Source organism: Faecalispora jeddahensis (assembly GCF_000577335.1).
GTDB classification, from domain to species: Bacteria; Bacillota; Clostridia; order Oscillospirales; family Acutalibacteraceae; genus Faecalispora; species Faecalispora jeddahensis.
Map to the genome: position 1 here is coordinate 1 of NZ_CBYL010000038.1, position 16,922 is coordinate 16,922.

At 51.7% G+C, this 16,922-nt stretch carries 15 protein-coding genes; 2 read left to right on the forward strand and 13 right to left on the reverse strand.

Annotation, left to right across the window (positions count from 1 at the left end; genetic code table 11):
* From TY09_RS13355 to TY09_RS13390, 8 genes are all read right to left on the reverse strand, one after another.
* A partial coding sequence (locus tag TY09_RS13355) for an FtsX-like permease family protein (RefSeq protein ID WP_042435336.1) occupies positions 1 to 620 on the reverse strand: 620 nt, incomplete at its 3' end.
* The gene (locus TY09_RS13360; RefSeq protein WP_042435338.1) at positions 617 to 1,381 is read right to left on the reverse strand and encodes an ABC transporter ATP-binding protein; all 765 of its coding nucleotides are present in this window, start codon (positions 1,379 to 1,381) and stop codon (positions 617 to 619) included. The genes TY09_RS13360 and TY09_RS13355, both read right to left, overlap by 4 nt.
* A gap of 117 nt (positions 1,382 to 1,498) precedes the next feature.
* Complete coding sequence (locus TY09_RS13365; RefSeq protein ID WP_009061021.1) at positions 1,499 to 2,491, reverse strand: sensor histidine kinase; 993 nt, start codon at positions 2,489 to 2,491, stop codon at positions 1,499 to 1,501.
* Between the two features lie 21 nt (positions 2,492 to 2,512).
* Positions 2,513 to 3,184, reverse strand: coding sequence for a response regulator transcription factor (locus TY09_RS13370; RefSeq protein WP_042435340.1), 672 nt, complete (start codon positions 3,182 to 3,184; stop codon positions 2,513 to 2,515).
* A 192-nt stretch (positions 3,185 to 3,376) separates the two neighbouring features.
* On the reverse strand, positions 3,377 to 4,501 hold the full coding sequence (locus TY09_RS13375; protein WP_042435342.1) for a GerAB/ArcD/ProY family transporter: 1,125 nt from the start codon (positions 4,499 to 4,501) through the stop codon (positions 3,377 to 3,379).
* 8 nt (positions 4,502 to 4,509) lie between these two features.
* Entirely contained in the window at positions 4,510 to 4,749 is a 240-nt protein-coding gene (locus tag TY09_RS13380; protein WP_042435344.1) for a hypothetical protein, read from the reverse strand.
* 3 nt (positions 4,750 to 4,752) lie between these two features.
* Positions 4,753 to 5,940 (reverse strand): Ger(x)C family spore germination protein, encoded by a 1,188-nt coding sequence (locus TY09_RS13385; RefSeq protein WP_042435345.1) that lies wholly within the window; start codon positions 5,938 to 5,940, stop codon positions 4,753 to 4,755.
* A gap of 6 nt (positions 5,941 to 5,946) precedes the next feature.
* Positions 5,947 to 7,476, reverse strand: coding sequence for a spore germination protein (locus TY09_RS13390; protein WP_042435346.1), 1,530 nt, complete (start codon positions 7,474 to 7,476; stop codon positions 5,947 to 5,949).
* Between the two features lie 246 nt (positions 7,477 to 7,722).
* On the opposite strand from TY09_RS13390, the gene TY09_RS13395 reads away from it, so the two are divergent.
* Positions 7,723 to 9,600: a sigma 54-interacting transcriptional regulator gene (locus TY09_RS13395; protein ID WP_042435348.1), complete on the forward strand. Its 1,878-nt coding sequence runs from the start codon at positions 7,723 to 7,725 to the stop codon at positions 9,598 to 9,600.
* 198 nt (positions 9,601 to 9,798) lie between these two features.
* Here TY09_RS13395 and TY09_RS13400 read toward each other — a convergent pair whose 3' ends face one another.
* From TY09_RS13400 to TY09_RS13410, 3 genes are all read right to left on the reverse strand, one after another.
* On the reverse strand, positions 9,799 to 11,379 hold the full coding sequence (locus TY09_RS13400; protein WP_042435350.1) for an NAD(P)H-dependent oxidoreductase: 1,581 nt from the start codon (positions 11,377 to 11,379) through the stop codon (positions 9,799 to 9,801).
* A complete protein-coding gene (locus TY09_RS13405) occupies positions 11,376 to 11,939 on the reverse strand; it encodes a PadR family transcriptional regulator (protein ID WP_042435352.1) in 564 nt (187 codons plus the stop codon). Before TY09_RS13405 ends, TY09_RS13400 begins: the two co-directional genes overlap by 4 nt.
* 357 nt (positions 11,940 to 12,296) lie before the next feature.
* Complete coding sequence (locus TY09_RS13410) at positions 12,297 to 13,130, reverse strand: MBL fold metallo-hydrolase (protein ID WP_042435354.1); 834 nt, start codon at positions 13,128 to 13,130, stop codon at positions 12,297 to 12,299.
* 309 nt (positions 13,131 to 13,439) lie between these two features.
* On the opposite strand from TY09_RS13410, the gene TY09_RS13415 reads away from it, so the two are divergent.
* Complete coding sequence (locus TY09_RS13415) at positions 13,440 to 14,774, forward strand: TRAP transporter large permease subunit (protein ID WP_042435356.1); 1,335 nt, start codon at positions 13,440 to 13,442, stop codon at positions 14,772 to 14,774.
* 172 nt (positions 14,775 to 14,946) lie between these two features.
* Here the strand turns inward: TY09_RS13415 and sdaAA are convergent, their stop codons facing one another.
* A complete protein-coding gene (gene sdaAA, locus TY09_RS13420; RefSeq protein ID WP_042435358.1) occupies positions 14,947 to 15,840 on the reverse strand; it encodes an L-serine ammonia-lyase, iron-sulfur-dependent, subunit alpha in 894 nt (297 codons plus the stop codon).
* Entirely contained in the window at positions 15,813 to 16,520 is a 708-nt protein-coding gene (gene sdaAB, locus TY09_RS13425; protein WP_009061064.1) for an L-serine ammonia-lyase, iron-sulfur-dependent subunit beta, read from the reverse strand. Before sdaAB ends, sdaAA begins: the two co-directional genes overlap by 28 nt.
* Positions 16,521 to 16,922: the final 402 nt, after the last annotated feature.

The window sequence follows — 16,922 nt, forward strand, 5'->3', positions numbered from 1 at the left end:
CCCAAAACCGCCACAATCCAGTTCGCTTTCGGCGGGCGTTCGCCCACCGTTTCGCTGTGCAGCAGCTCAATGGGCTTTGAAACGTGAATCTGGCGGAAGGTATTGAGAAAAATCAGAACGAAAATGCCGAGGAACAGCAGCACTGCGGATAAGATGGCGCCCGGCTCTACGGTAAAGGTAAAGTTGGCTTTTCCGCCCAACAGGTTTACCAGCAGCAGCTCTGCCAGCTTGGAAAACAGAATGCCGAAAAATAGCCCGCCAAGAAGAGAAATGGCGCAGATCGCGGCGCTTTCCCAAAGCAGGATGCGGGTCAGATTCCATTTTCCCATCCCCAGAATGTTATAAAGGCCAAATTCGGTTTTCCTTCGGCGGATCAGGAACGAGTTGGTGTAAAACAGAAAAATGACGGCAAAAATAGCGATGACCCCGCTTCCTAATCCCAGAATTGCCTGCAGGGTATCACCGCCCCGGATGAGAGCGACATTCGCGTTTTTGGAAAGGAAGCTGACAAGGTAATACATCATCACCATTCCCACACAGGTGAGAAGGTACGGCAGATACGTTTTGCGGTTCTTCTGGATTCCCGTCCAGGCCAGGCGGGCGTAAAAGCCGTGTTTCATTTCCGGTCACCGCCTGTCGCAAGAACGGTAAGCGTATCAGAAATTTTCTGGTACATGGCTTCTTTGGTGCTGCCGCCGCGGTAAATCTGGTGAAAGACTTCCCCGTCTTTGATGAACAGAACGCGGCCCGCGTGGCAGGCGGCTTTTACCGAATGGGTTACCATCAAAATGGTCTGCCCGCTGAGGTTGATCTGCGCGAACAGCTGCAGCAGCTCGTCTGTGGATTTGGAATCCAGCGCGCCGGTCGGTTCATCGGCCAGAATCAGCCTGGGGTTCGTAATCAGTGCCCGGGCCACGGCGGCGCGCTGCTTTTGTCCGCCCGATACCTCATAGGGGTATTTGGGGAGCAGCTCCGAAATCCCGAGCTGCTCTGCGATCGGCTTCAGGCGCCGTTCCATTTCCTGGTGCGGTACGCCAGCCAGCACCAGCGGAAGATAAATATTGTCCATCAGAGAGAACGTGTCGAGCAGGTTGAAATCCTGAAAGACAAAGCCCAGATTGTCTCTGCGAAAAGAGGCGATTTCCGATTCCCTGATCTTGGAAAAATCGCGCGCGTCTAGCAGCACAGAGCCGCCTGTGGGCTTATCGAGAGCGGCCAGAATATTTAAAAGCGTCGTTTTACCGGAGCCGGATTCTCCCATGATCGCTACATATTCGCCCTTTTCCACGCTGAACGAAACATTTTTCAGCGCTTCTACCTGATTCCCGCCAAAGCGGGTGGTATATACCTTTTTCAGGTTGTTGACTTCGAGAATAGACATTTGGCATTCCTCCTTGTTATGGGCTTATTGTAGCAAAAAGGAGAAATGAGCCGCCATCGAATCGGCTTACATTTCCCCTCGATTTTCTTACAGTTTTGAAAGGCGCTGCCAAAAGCGCTATTCCCGTTCCAGCTCTGTGCGGTTCAAATCCAGGCAGATCACGGTTCCGTTCCCCAGCGCGGAGCGGGCCGTAATGCGGTGCCGCAGGTTGCCGCAGATCCGGCGGCAGAGGTACAGGCCGATCCCGCTCGCCTTTTTGTCGCCGCGCCCGTTGTAGCCGGTATAGCCTTTTTCAAAAATACGCGGCAGGTCCTCCGGTGCGATGCCAATACCGGTATCACTGATGCAAAGGATGCCCGGCTCGTTCATGGTGATGGAAACCGTGCCCCCGCCTTTGGTGTATTTGATCGCGTTGGAAAGCAGCTGCTCCAGAACGAACAGCAGCCATTTTTCATCCGTTAAAACGGAAAAACCGGTCGGCTCGTAAACCAGTTTGATCTTGCGGCGGATGAACTGCGAAGCAAACTTGCGCACAGCCTGCCGGAGGATGGCGTCCAGATCGCAGCTTCGGATCAAATAGTCCGTCGAAGAGGAATCCAGCCGCAGGTAGCAAAGTACCATATCCACATACTGCTCGATGCTCTGCAGCTCCTCCGTCAGCTCGCGGCTGAAGGGGGAATCATCCTCCTGCAGACTCAGGTGCATCGAGGCGATCGGGGTTTTGATCTGGTGCGCCCAAACGGTATAGTATTCGATCAAATCCGTATAGCGGCTCTCCATCCGGTTTTCCAAATCCACCTTTTCCTGAAACAGAGAAAGAATGATCTGCTGATAATCCTCTTCCAGCAGGCTTTTTGCATGCGGAAGGCGCTTTACGGTAACGGTGACCTCCGAATATAAGGCCAGCAGCTCCTTATGCCGCGCGGCAAAGGAAATGAAATCCAGAATCAGGATCGCCAGTCCCAAAACGGTACAGATGGCCGCGGGGTACAGCACCGCCGCCAACGGAAGATCGTATAAAGCAAAGGTGAGCAGAAAAATGGCGCAGAACAGAAAATAGACGACGATCTGTTTTGTGTACGCCCTGAAATAGCGGCTCCATACTCTCATAGTCTGCCCCTTTCCGGTGGTCTATTCCACCAGATAGCCCATCCCGACCTTGGTGGTGATAAAATGCGTCAGGCCCGCGGCGTCGAGCTTTTTGCGCAGACGCGTCATGTTTACGGTCAGTGTGTTTTCATCCACAAAGCTGTCGGTTTCCCACAGCCGTTCCATCAGCTTTTCGCGGCTGACCACCTGGCCTTTGCGCTCTAGGAGCGCCTGTAAGATGCGGTAATCGTTTTTCGTCAGGTCGATGCGTTCCCCCTGGTAGGTCAGCGTGGCGTCTGCGGTGTTCAGCAGGGCGCCCCTGTGCTCCAGAACGGAAACCTGCCCCGAAAAGTCGTAGGTTCTTCGCAGGATCGCCTGTATTTTAGCCATGAAAACAGTCAGGTCGAAGGGCTTTGCGATAAAATCATCACCGCCCATATTCATCGCCATGACGATGTTCATGTTTTCAGAGGCCGAGGAGATAAAAACAATGGGGACCTTCGATACCTTGCGGATTTCACTGCACCAGTGATACCCGTTGAAAAAGGGCAGCGAAATGTCCAGCAGAACCAGATGCGGGTTATATTCGGAAAACGTCGTGAGCACATTCTGAAAATCCTCGGCGCACATCGCTTCCAGTCCCCATGCTTCAATATGCTTTTTCATCGCGGCTGCAATTCCTGAATTGTCTTCCACGATCAGAATCCGGTACATGGTATCACCTTGCTTTCTCTGTCCCTTATTGTAACCTGCCTGTTCCGGATTGACAAGCCCGGGCCCATTTCTTTACAAAAGCAGCGCACAAACCGGTGCCCGGCTGTACGCTGCTTTTTGTTCCATTTTTCAGAGCGGATAGAAAATTTGAATGGCCGGCCTGTTGTTTAAACAAATTTTTAAATGGGAGAGTCAGGCTGAATCCTGCGCAAGCTCTGGCCGACTCGTTTTCTGAAGCGCTTTTTGGATGAAATAGACGATTACAATGAAGGCGGGCAGAAGAAACCCTGCGGTAAAGGAATACGAAATCCAGACATATTTGTCCCAAAAGGCCAGATAAGCGCTGCTCGGGTATACAATGTTGGAATAGATCAGAACCACAAACAGGATAGGGTACACGATTTTCCGGCAATCTTTCAAACGCATGAAGGTAGAGATGCTCTGAATTCCCGCGTAAAAATAACAAAATCCCTTGAAAAATAAGGTGATGAGCCATGCGCCGACGATCAGCCCCTCTACGCGGGACAAAAAGCCAAAGCTGATCTGCTTTGCGAGGAAGTAGGTGGGATATACGAAAACGGAGGTCACGTGTGTGCCCAATACCAGAATGGACATCAGCATTACCAGAAACATGATCAGTGACCCCAGAAAATATCCTTTGAGCATTGCCTTTAGGGCGGAAGAAGAATTGTCCGTATGAATCGGGTAGATCATGTTTAAAAAGATCAGCGGCCAGATGCGGTAGCTGGTGATATAGAGGCTGCCTTTGAAAATCGGATAAAAGCCGTTTTCAAGCACCGGCTGAATATAATGGACTTTAATATTTGAGATGTTCGCCAGAAACAGGAAAGCCATGATGAAAATAACGACCTTCAATAATATCTCGGAAGAACGCACGGTGGTTTCAAGGCCATAGAGCAGAGCGCCTGCCATAATGATAAGAATCAGCAGATTGATGGAGTAAACGGGCGAAGTAATGAGGTATTCCGTCGTGATGAACTGGCCGATATAAGCGGTGATCTGTATCCCGCTGTGAATGCAGAAAATAATAAAATAAATAGAGATGATTCCGCCCAGCCATTTGCCGAAAACCGTGCGAATGATCTGAATCAAATTCTTATTTGGGAACAGCTGGCCCAAAGCATAGTAGAGCAGAATAAAGACGACCCCGAACAGGCTTGACACAATAGAGGCGATCCATCCGTCACGCCCACATAATTCTGTGACAGGCGAAGCGACAACGAGGAGGGAAGAGCCGCAGGTGGCACAGGCTGTCAGAGAATATAATTGATGATTGCTGATCTTTTCTTTATTCATGTGTCCTCTCAACCTAAAATGAATTTTACCACCGTCACAAGGGGGCTTAGAAGAAGCGCAAGGGAATCGGAGGGATTGGGTATCTTAACATCAAGGGTTACCAGAATTCCTGTGACGGCGCCGATCAGTAAAAATACCGAGTATAGGACCAGCTCTTTGTACAAACACCGCTTCAGCATCTTAGGAACCTCGATGATGGATAATATCACGACGAAAGCCACAATTAAGGCGATGGCGATGGTGCTCATAGGCTACTCCTTTTTTGCATTGATGATCTGGCTGATAGAATCTGTTCCGATGATTGTTACGTCCGCTTCGATTTCGACGGGCAGATTGACAAAGCCGGTATCGTTCCAGTCCTTTTTCATGGTGTTCCACTGCTGCGGATCTGTTCGGTGAATGGCAGCGCCGAATCCAAAAATGTCGCTTTTCACCGCCTTTGCTTTTGTCACAGCAGTCATGCAGATTCCTTTCAGCTTTTTTTCCGCCAGCACCTGCAGCTGATTCAGCGTTTCCTGTTTTGAGATGTCCAGGCTGTGATCCATGTTTTGGATGGTGGCCTGCATCTCAAGCAGCACTGTCACTTTGGGGGTGCCCCCCTCACAGGAGATTTCCTGCTTGGAGGTAATATGCTTCATATTGAAAGAAACTTTGCCGACCCCATCCTCCTGCAGATCAAAAGCCGAGGTGCTTGCATTCCCGAAAATATAATTATATCCCTGGCTTTCTTCTTCATTGAGCCACCCAACCAGCTTGTCTTCTTTTAAAATGGCGTTGCCGCTTAATTTCAGCGGATCATTCTGCGTTAGCTTTAATTTTTCCAACGAGTCATCGGGCTTTTCGGCCTGCATTTCAATCCCTGTCATGACGGCGCTCAATCCGTCGCTGGCCAGGCAGTTTGCCAGCTCCGTCAATTTGATTTCGTTTGTTTCCGCCCAGATATCCTGAGAGATTACAATAGAGGAATTGATTTTTGCCGAAGGGTCATTTTCCAGCTTGGTCAGATTGTTCAGAATTTCGTTCGCCGTGGTTTCCTTGGCAACGGTAAAATACAGTTCTGAACTGGTCTGGTAGTAGCGCAGCAGGAAGTCGGTCGCTTCTGCGATTCCTTCTTTCGCAAAATTTTCCCCGAATACGATCGTCTGCATATGAGTGCCGACCACCTCTCGGGATAATTCGGTGCTCATGCTGCTGATGGTTTCGAGTATGCTGTGGCCCTGCTTTGCAACCACCACCACTGAGGATTCGTTGGTGTTTTTCTGTGCGGCGATCGCCCGCGGGTTCAAAATCTGCGCGGTGATCACAATATCACCCTCGCTGTTTCTGTCAAATCCCAGAGCAGTGGAAAAGGCCAGCTGATTCAATTCGTTTCGATCCCAGCAGCCTGTTAAAAACAACAGATTGAGAATGAAAAAACAAGCGAGCAATCTTTTTTTCACAGCATGTCATTTCCTTTCGGGGGTTTGTGTCTGCCTTTTTTGCGTGGGGCCGTCCATATGGTTTCTCAGTTTTTTCGTTTTGCTGAACAAACTGGGATATTTCTTTCGCGCCCACAGCGGCACGCGGAAAATGTGATCTGTATTTTTCTTGGAGATGACGGGCGCAACGGGAGTCATGTACGGCACCCCGATCGATTTGAGCTTGCAAAGGTGAAGAACCAGGCCGAACATGCAGATAAATATTCCGTACAGCCCCATATAGGCGGCCAGGATCATAACGATAAACCGCGTCATACGCAGCGCGTCCGCCATGGCAGTGTTGGGGATACAAAAGCTTGCGATTGCGGTGATGGATACCACAATAACCATCGCGGCAGAAACAAATCCGGCCTGAACGGCGGCCTGCCCCAGCACCAGGGCGCCCACAATGGAGATGGCGGGGCCGATTGCCCGCGGCATTCGGGTTCCCGCTTCCCGCAGGATTTCAAAGGTGACCTCCATTAAAATCCCCTCCCAAAAGGTGGGCAGGGGTACCCCTTCGCGCTGGGCCGCAATGTTCAGCAGCAAAGGCGTGGGGATCAGCTCCTGATCAAACGTCGTCAGGGCAATATAAATGCCCGGCACAAAAACCGTTAAAAAAAACGAGAGCAGGCGAACAAGGCGGAACAGGGCGGAATCGTAAATACTGTGGTAATAGTCCTCGCTGGAGATGAAGAACTCGATAAAAGTAGTGGGGACGGTAAGCACATAGGGGGTGCCGTCCACTATGATCGCGATTTTTCCTTCTAGCAGTGCGGCAGACACATTGTCGGGCCGTTCCGTATTATAAATGGTTGGGAACAGCGAATACGTATCGTCCCGAATCAGCTCTTCAATGTTTTGGCCTTCCAAAATCCCGTCTATCTGAATTTCTGAAAGTCTCTTTCGAACCTCCTTGATGTTGCTTTCGAGCGCGATTCCCTCCATATAGAGCAGCGCCACATCGGTTTTTGTAATCGTGCCAAGCTTTAAGGGCTCTACCCGCAAAGACTTATCTTTGATTCTTCTTCGGATTTGAGAGATGTTGTTCTCGATTTTTTCTGTAAAGCCTTCTTTGGGGCCTCGGATTACCGTTTGGGAGGTGGGTTCCTGAATGGCTCTCCCTTCCGGTCCGTAGGTGGTGTAGGCAAGAAAGAACTCTATCTCGTCAAACAGGATTACCGTGTTTCCCTCCAGTATTTGCTGGAGCATCTCCTCATTATCGGAGCCGGTCGAGACTTTTGAGCCGCACAACGGGGTGTTTTGCAGCATTTTAAAGTAAATTTCATCTTTGTTTCCGATGCTTTTCACCGAGTTGGAAAGCCGGTTGATTTCAAGGCTCATTTCCCTGACTTTGGCTTTGTCCACAAGGCTGCTTAAAAATACAATGCCGATCAGAACACCGCTCAGGCCCTCGTGCAGCCGCATCCTTTGAATCGAAAGATCCTTCCCATGGCCTAATTGCTCCTGAATCAGGTTGATTTTGAAATCAACGGACTGAGGGTAATCATTTTTCATATGCTACCTGCTGCCAATTTTTCTGTATTTTTTATCCAGAATATTTGCATTATTATGCCTGACCAGTCCGGGTTTTATGTAAAAGACAAGAATGCCGGAAAAACAGCCCGGGTGATGCAGTCAAAGAACCGGCAGGGAATGCTTTCCATATTTGCGTTGGCATGGTTTGTGCTATAATTATTTTACGGTATCAGTGAAAGCAAAGCGTTCAGGTTTTACGCGGCAACTGCAAAAGGGGGAGCGGCAATGATTTCGGAAATCTGTTACATCACCATGTATGAGGAGCATATAGAGCACGCAAAGCGGATTTTTGCACAGTGCGGGTATCCGGTAAAGGTAATTTACACCAAAATTGATCAGATCCATGAAAATGTGCGCAAGCAGATTCAGGAAGGCGTGCGGGTCATGATCGCCCGCGGCGGCGTGCCGGATTTGATCAAGCAGGTTCACACACTCCCGATCGTCGATTTGCAGTACGATTTTCTGGATTTTCTCGAGCCCATTGAAAAGGCGTATGAAATGTCGGACAAGGTGGCGCTTTTGGGGTGGTATAAAAACCGCAAGAATTTCGATAAGTACCGCTCAAAGCTGCGGGAAAACCTGACGATCGTGGAGTTTGGAAAGACCACAGCCAGCGACTGCGAGGAATATATTGAGAGCGAAGTGAAAAAGGTGCTTCGCCAGGGGATTCAGGTTGTTGTGGGCGGCGGCGGTGTGGCCCGTGCCGCCAAGCGCCTGGGGGTTCCGTTTGTGCATGTGGATATCGACCGGGAGGCGTATATCGATGCGGTGGAAAAGGCCCAGTATCACCTGCGGATTTACCAGGAGCAGGAGCATCGGTATAAAATGGTGCAGGCGGTTCTGAACGGCGTTTCGGAGGGAGTGCTGGCCGTTGGGCAGGATCAGCAGATCATTCAGTGCAACCCGGTGGCAAGACAGCTGTTAAAGCTGCAGAATATCGGGGAGAAATACCCGCCGCTGGAGAAGGTGCTGCCGGATGAAAAGACGCTGCAGCTGCTGCGCGAGGGCCGGAAGATCACAAACCATGTCGTCTCCTGTCCCGGCGGGAACCTGATGCTGAATTCCGAATTCATTCAGGTGGACGAAGTACCCGTGGGCGCGGTTCTGATCCTGCATGAAACAGATCACATCCGCGACATGGAGAAACGAATCCAGAAAAACCTGATTCAAAGCGGGTATTACGCCAAGCACAGCTTCGACGATATTGGCGGCGACAGCGCCGCTATGGCGCAGACCAAGAAGAAAGCGGAGCTGTACGCGAAAACAAACAGTACGGTGCTGATCTTTGGGGAAACGGGCACCGGCAAGGAACTGTTTGCCCAGAGCATTCATAACAGCAGCGCGCGCAGAAACGATCCCTTTGTGGCGATCAACTGCGCGGCAATCCCCGAAAGTCTGCTGGAAAGCGAGCTGTTCGGCTATGTCAAGGGCGCTTTTACCGGTGCGCGGGCCGATGGCCGCGCGGGTTATTTTGAACTGGCCCACAAAGGCACTCTCTTTATGGACGAGATCGGTGAAATTTCGCTGAAGGTACAGTCCCGCCTGCTGCGCGTCCTTCAGGAAAAGGAGGTGACCCGCGTGGGCGACGACCGGGTTATTTCGGTGGATGTGCGCATCATCGCCGCGACCAACCGGGATTTAAAGCAGGAGGTGGAGAAAGGGCGCTTCCGTAAGGATTTGTACTACCGCCTGTGTGTGCTGACGCTCTCTCTGCCGCCCCTGCGTGACCGCCGGGCGGATATCCTGCCGATTCTGCGGATTCTGCTGCGGCAGAACGGGCTTAATTCGGCGGAATTTACGCCGGAGGCTCGCCGCCTGCTGGAAACGCAGGAGTGGCCGGGCAACGTGCGCGAGCTCGACAACTTTGCGGAGCGGATCTGCGCGATCTCGAACGAGACGGTAATTGACGAAGTGCTGGTGAGCAATGCGCTGGATTTACAAGATGATATTCTTGCGCCGCAGACTCAGGAGACAGAGCGGGAGCATCTGTTGGCGGTGCTGAGAAGGAACTTTGGAAATAAGCGAAAAACAGCGGCGGAGCTGGGCATCAGCACCACCACGCTGTGGCGCAGGCTAAAGGATATCGAGCCGGAACAGGAATAAAAGAAGCCGGGCTGCGGCGAGCAGCCCGGTTTCTTTTATTCTTCCATCAATTCTTTCACAAGCTCTATGTGTTTTTCCATCATGGTGCTCCAGCCGGTTCCATCGTCCAAGAAAGCCGCGCAGGTTTTGTTGTCTCTGGCGGCGCGCTCTGGCATATTGTACTAATGCGCCTATAAGGAAAGGATATTCTTTATCTTTTTACCCTTTCGCCCATCGTGCCGGGTACCATTTTTGGAACCATGCGGTAAAAGCGCCCATCAGTGCGGGCAGGATGGAATTGATCAGACCGATGTAAGGCGAAAAGCCGGTACCCATCAGCATATAAGTCCAAATCGGCGTAACAAGATACAACCCACCCCACGCAAAGGTCAATATGCGGTTTGTGCTGATGAAAAGCGGATTAGAAAAAGCTTTTTCCCCTCCATAATTCGCCGCGCTGTAATGGGCGGTCAGCGGTATTTTGGGAAATGCGCCGGCAATCCACAGCAGCCCGAATAATAAATAGCTGCCGGAAACGACAAGCCTCACATCTGCGCCCAGCAAAACGGCAAGCGAAAGCCCCGCCACGATCGGAACGCTGATCTGCTCATACACAACAGGGCGAAACACAATCCATAACAGCGGCACAAGCGCCGCCACGGCAATGCTTATCGCGCTGCCGATGGTGCAATTGATCGCTACTGCCGTCCAAATGACGATCCATGGTACGAGAAGAATCAGCATATTGGTTTTGCGCGCGGGGATTGCGTTGGATTTTTTGGGAGGAGTCCCCGTACCGAACAGATTGTCCCATTTCAGCATCAGGCTGAAATCCCCCAGAACTTTATAAAGCCGCTGAAACAGTGCGTCCTGCCCGGAAATTTCGCCTCGGGAAATGGAGCGCCAGAGCGAGTACGGCGTTTCAATCCTTGTGGTGTATGGCCTGAATCCGTCGGTTATGACTTCAGACCCCTGCTTTGTCAGCAAAATCTGATAGGTCTGTTCAATGTCGGTGTAATAAAACTCCAATACGCGCTCCACGCCGTCCGGCCGATAGAAAGCCGCCATCTGTTTTGTGAAAGGAAGGCTGTCCGAAGCACCCGAAGCTTTCTCCTCGGGAATCCCCCAGGAAGCGTTCGCCATTTTTTCAAACACATCGCGCGGATAGAGCGGTTCTGCAAGCTCCGCCTGTGTTTCAGGACAGATTCCACCGGCGGCATATTCTGCTCCTGCGCGGCGCACCGTTTCTAAATAGGCGTCCGTGCAGCCTTTCAGTTCCGGCACACGGAACAGCTCTCCCTGTCCGCAAAGAATGGAAGTGTAGTTGCCCTTTCCGCAGAAGTGGTCAAATATAGAGATGACGGCGTCATAATTCCCTTTGGATGTCCAAAAGCCGCAGGTGGAAATCACAAGGTGCTTTTGCCGTGTGAAATCATAACGGGGCGGGTGCCCTCCGCTTTCAGCGCCTTCTGCCATAAACGGCAGGCTCAGAGGAAGCCGCCGGTCGATAAGGGTTTTCAGCCCTCCGGGAACGCTGAAATAGTACAACGGAAAAGACCATACGATGACATCCGCGGCGATCATCTTGTCGAGAATATCCACCATTCCGTCATGAATCACACACTTCCCCGGCGTTTTATTCCAACAGGCGAAGCACCCCAAACAATTTTTTAGATTAGCCTTATCCACATCGATGATCTCTGCGTCCGTCCACCCGGCCCCGTTCAAAAATGCATGGGTCAGGCGCATGGTATTGCTGTGCTCCCCTTTCGGGGAACCGTTTAAGACCAGGACTTTCATGCTTTTGCCTCCGCTTCTAATATGGAGATGGCTTTGTCTGCCCAGTCAAGTCCGGCAGCGTGAAATGCTTCTCCGTACAGCAGTGTCAATTTCCAGCAGAGCGCCTTTCTGTCGTCACCGACAACCGCTCCGTATTCAGAGATCGCCTCATGAGCCGCACTCATCCCTTTACTGCTTTCAAGGCATTTTTCGCGGTACGTGCGAAGCAGTTCCAGTGATTGTTCGATGCTTGTTTCTCCGGCGAAAAATACGCGCATCAGAAACGTGCTGCGGACACGCATTGCATCGGCAATATCAGCCTCCGGTAAGGACAGCCACTTGGCAAGCTCCTCTTTTCCGCTCTTTGTTATGGTATATACTCTCTTGTTTGGTTTTTCACTCTGAATCACGCGCTCGCTGGTCAGCCAGCCGCAGCGTTCCATCGTATCCAGTTCCCGGTAAATCTGACTGGTCTTTGCCTGCCAGAAAAATGAAAGAGAAGCTTTAAAAGCCTTATCCAGCTCATACCCCGTCATAGAACCGTAATTCAGCAGCCCCAACAATCCATGCCTGAGCGACATATCATCATCTCCATAGTTATATATTCAATAAATTGAATATATAACTATTTTACTATTAAGTCAAGGCGAAGCTGTTAATTTGGAATTTTCAGAAAATGGCAATAGATGATACTGCATGATATTTGATGAAAACCAATCATTTGCATATCCGTATACACAACGAAACATGAGGTCGTAAGAAGAAAGCGGCGGCACAACAGGGGAAATAACACAGGTTTTGCCGGCCTGTGCGAAATAGGAGAGTAGCGTATTCGCTGAAAACAGAAAAAAGAAAAGCCGTAGGACCTTTCATCCTACGGCAAATCTCAAAAGCGAAAACTATCCTGATAAACTCGGGGCATTCTCAGCATGTTTTTTCTATTCTTCCATCAGCTCTTTGACAAGCTCTATGTGTTTTTCCATCATGGTGCTCCAGCCGGTTCCGTCGTCAAGAAAAGCCACACCGGTTCCGTCGTCCCTGGCGGCGCGCTCCAGCATGTTGTACTGATGTGCGTGTGAGGCCAGAATAACCTCTACCTTCTCTTTTTTCATGCGCTCCAGCGAATTCAGGAATTCCTGCTGCAGGGTAAGGGGCAGGCGGTTTTCCGTCAGTTCTTCCCGTGAAAGGCCGTTGATTCCGATCCCGCCGTGCATGGCGCAGGTAACAGAGTCGCCGCGGTAAGGGGTGTGGATCAGAAAAGAGGTGGTGCCGGGCGTATGGCCGGGCGTCAGCACGGGAGTGATCGATGTGTTGCCCCAAACGATCGGCTTGTCGTATTCATAAAAATGATGAATGGGGAAGCGCGGAACATGCTTTTCAAATAAAATCAGGTCGGGGCGTTCGGTGAAAAAGAAGTGGTCGCGCTCACCGAGAAACACCTCACAGCCGCTGTATTCCTGCACCAGCCGGGCGGCCCCGCAGTGATCTACATGCCCGTGCGATAAAAACAGCCTGCGGATATTGGCCGGATCAAAGCCAAGCGCGCGGATGCTGTCAAATAACAAATAGGCGGTTTCCTGAAACGCGCAGTCGATCAGCAGCAGGCCATCCTTTCCGCCGTCGATCAAAAAGCTTGATACATAATTGTTCCCCACAAAATAGACATTGCCGACAACATGAAATGGCCGGTGCCTCAAAATCCAGGGGTGGTCTATGTAGTTCTGCAGCTTTTCGTATAACGCCTTCAGGCGCAGTATGTCTTTTTCTTTCATTCCATTTCCTCCTGTGTCTCTATGATCAAGAACCGTTTCAAAAGCTCTGTCTAGAATACTAGCAAATCCGATGCCAACGCCAATTCAGCATTTTTTCTGTCGAATCCGACCGAATTAGAGAAGAAAAGCCTTTCAATGAAATAATATATTTCAAATAAATTATTTCAACTGAAATGATTTTGCAAGCGGATCGCATTGCAATCCGCTTTTTTTCCGCTTCTTCTGCGGTTTTTGACGTTGGCACGCAAATTGCTTTAGTGTTTGACTGCGAAGAATCGCTCAATATTTATTCTGTAAGGAGGAGTTTTTATGGAACTTGGAAGCTGGGCAATCGTGAATTCCTTTCCACTTCTTGCCCTGATTCCGCTGCTGATCTACATCGTACTGTCTTTGCGGGGGAAAAATAATACCTGGGCTATTATTCTGGGCATTACCGCGGGTATTTTTCTCAACGGGCTGGATCTGAAGGCGGTGTCAAAGTCCTTTGAAACCGCTATGTCCAGCAGCACGGCGCTGATCGGTATCATCATCATGGCGGGCGCCGGCCTTGGTCAGGTGATGACAGAGGCGCATGTAACGCATACGCTGGTTTACTGGATCGTCAAGCGGATCGGTGTGAACACGCAGACAAAAGCGAAGCTGGTGCTCATCATCTGTTCCATTGTCATCTGCGGTCTGCTCGGTACGCTCGGCGGCGGCAACGCGGTAATCGCGCCGATCATGATCCCGGTCATGGCTTCACTGGGGATTACACCCACGGTGGTTGCGATTCTCTTTAAAATTTCCGGGGAGATGGGCCTGATTTTAGGGCCGCTGACAGGCGTTACGCTGATTACCATGGAAGTGACCGGTCTTACATACGGCCAGCTGATGCTGGGAGCCGCGCTTCCCTTTGCCATTATCTTTATTGGCGGAGCGTGGATCGGCGCCCTGCGTGCGCAGAAGCGTACCGAGGGGCAGGAGAGCTACACCCTTTCCGACGACATGAAGAATCTGGACGAAATCGTGATTACCCGGCAGGAAACCATCAGCACCATCGTGTTCCTGGTGAGCTTCATCGTGCTGGTGGTGTACGGTATCCTCACTCAGCAGGGAACCTCTTATGCGCTGATCGTAATGATGATTCTGATCGCGGTGGTATCCCTGTGCGCCAGGATGCACGCGGAGCACATCATCAGCGCAACGGTGAAGGGCGTTCAGTCCCAGGCTGGCATGTTCATCATCTTTATCACCATTGATGTATTGCTGCAGATGGTCACAGCGGGCGGCGGCTTCACGGCGCTGGGCAATCTGCTCGGCAGCTTCTCTCAGAACAGCCCGACGGCGGTTATGCTGATTTCCTCTGTGGTGGGCGGCTTTGGAATCGAAGCGGCCGCGGTCGCGGAAATCAAGATTATTGCCGGAATGTTCCTCGGTGCGGCGCAGGCGACCGGATTGCCGATGAGCATGTTCGCGATTTCCATTCTGTGCGCGACCCGGCTGACCGGCTCCACTTATCCCTGCAGCAACATGAACGGCCAGATGGGCATCGCGGGCTGCAACAACCTGAAGGAGATGCTTCAGGGCTGCTGGATCGCGGTCGGAACCGTTGTTGTCTTCACAGTGATCTGGGCGTTCGTTGGGCCGCATATTATGCCGTGGTGAGCGGGGGAAGGCCGATCAAGGATCACCCTTTGCAATAAAGCCACAGAAAAGCTCCGGCTCTTTTGAGCCGTGACAGATGATTTGATTTTATCAGGACCCTTTTGATCTACCGATTTCTCTCTCTTACAAAAGCAGTCTGCCGCCTGTTTTGATACAGGCGGCAGACCGTTTTTTAGAACGCTTTCGTTTCCTCATGCTTGATAAAGATATTTTCAAAGATGCTCTTTGCAGCCGGGGTGGCGGCCAGCCCGCCCTGTGCGGTTTCGCGCAGCTGGGTGGGGAGCATTTTGCCGGTGTGGTACATGGCGGCGATCACCTGATCCGGAGGGATGACGCTGCGCTGACCCGCGAGCGCCCAGTCCGCGCTGAGCAGAGCGTTCACAGTTTGGGAGGCGTTGCGCTGCGCGCAGGGCACCTGAACCAGCCCGGCCACCGGGTCGCAGACCAGACCCATGGCGTTCATCAGGCAGAAGCTCCCGGCGTGCAGGGCGGCTTCCGGCGAGCCGTGGCAAAGCTCTACCGCGGCAGCCGAGGCCATTGCGGCGGCCACACCGCACTCCGCCTGGCACCCGCCCTCCGCTCCGGCCACCGTTGCGTTGCGCGTGATGATCGCGCCGAGCCCCGCGGCGGTCAGCAGGCCGCACAAAACCTCCCGCAGTGTCAGGCCGCGTTTGTCCCGCACAGAGAGGAGCACCGCCGGCAGAATCCCGCAGGCGCCAGCCGTGGGCGCCGCGCAGATTTTTCCCATGGCCGCGTTGACTTCGCTGCACGAAAAAGCCAGCGCCATGGAGTGGTTCATCCAGGAGCCGCACAGAGAAGAATACAGATTGGAATATTGATTCTGAATCTGGCTGACGCCGGTAATCAGGCCGCCGATGGCGTGCTGGGGGCAGGAAAGCGCTTTTGTCGCCGAGCGTTCCATGACCCCATAGGTTTTCTCCAGCCGCTCAAAAACCTGCTGCTCTGTTTTTTCGGTCAGTTCCATTTCGTTTTCCAGAACGATCTGCCAGAGAGGAACAGACCGTTCCTGCGCCTGACTCAGCAGCTCTTCTGCGGTTCGGTACACGGTGATTCCTCCTCTCTGAAAAGATTGATGGCGCGCACCTGAAACACCTTGGGGATGGTCCTGAGCTGTTCAGCGGCCTGCTCTGGAATGGCCTCGTCGGTTTCGATCGTGCAGAGCGCGGTGCCGCCCTTTTTCAGGCGGCTGACCTTCATCACCGCAATGTTGATCCCGTATTCCGCCAGAACGCCGGTCAGCTTGCTGATGGCCCCGGGGCGATCCTGATAGCTTAAAATCAGTGCCGGCGACTGTGCGGTGAAGTATGTGGGGAAGTCGTCGATCTGCGTAATAATGATCTGCGCGCCGCCGATGGAGGAGCCGATCACCCGGCAGATCAGGCGGTCCTGCTGAAAAAAGCTGAGGACGGCTGTGTTTTCATGCGCACCCTCCAGCTCCGTTTCGTAAAAATTGTACGAAAGGCCGGCCTGCTTTGCCATTTCGAATGCGTTCGGCAGACGCTCGTCGTCTTCGTAATATCCCAGCGCGCCGAATACCAGCGCCCGGTCGGTTCCGTGGCCGCGGTATGTTTTCGCGAAGGAACCGTGCAGCCCGAACGATACGCGGTCATACGGTTCCCCCGCGATGATTCCCGCAATCCGGGCCAATTTGGCTGCACCCGCAGTATGCGAGCTGGAGGAGCCGATCATGATCGGGCCAACGACCTCAAAAACACTGAGTTCCATCTTTGCCGCCTCTTTCCGCAAGTTTTATCCTGCCCCGCCTGCTGCAAAGGCAAGTGATTTTCTCAGAGATTATTGTTTCCCCAAAAGTAATAAAAACAATTTTTAATAAATTTTATCATTTTTTTATCTGATGAATCTAAAATATCAAAGTGAAGCAACGATAATAGATAAGGAGAGTAATATTTAATTGCATAAAATAAATGAGGTCTTGCGTTTTCCAGATTTCGAAGCAGCTCTTTTTCTCGCAGTCACCTGCTTTTCATGAAGATAGGGGAAAGAGAGTGCTTTTGACTAAAATAAAGCGGGGACGCTGCGGAATAATAGCGATAACGTCTATTGTTATTACTATTATTTTGCAGCGCTTCCTGCTTCTTGGCTTGGAAAAACAGGGATAACAGAAAG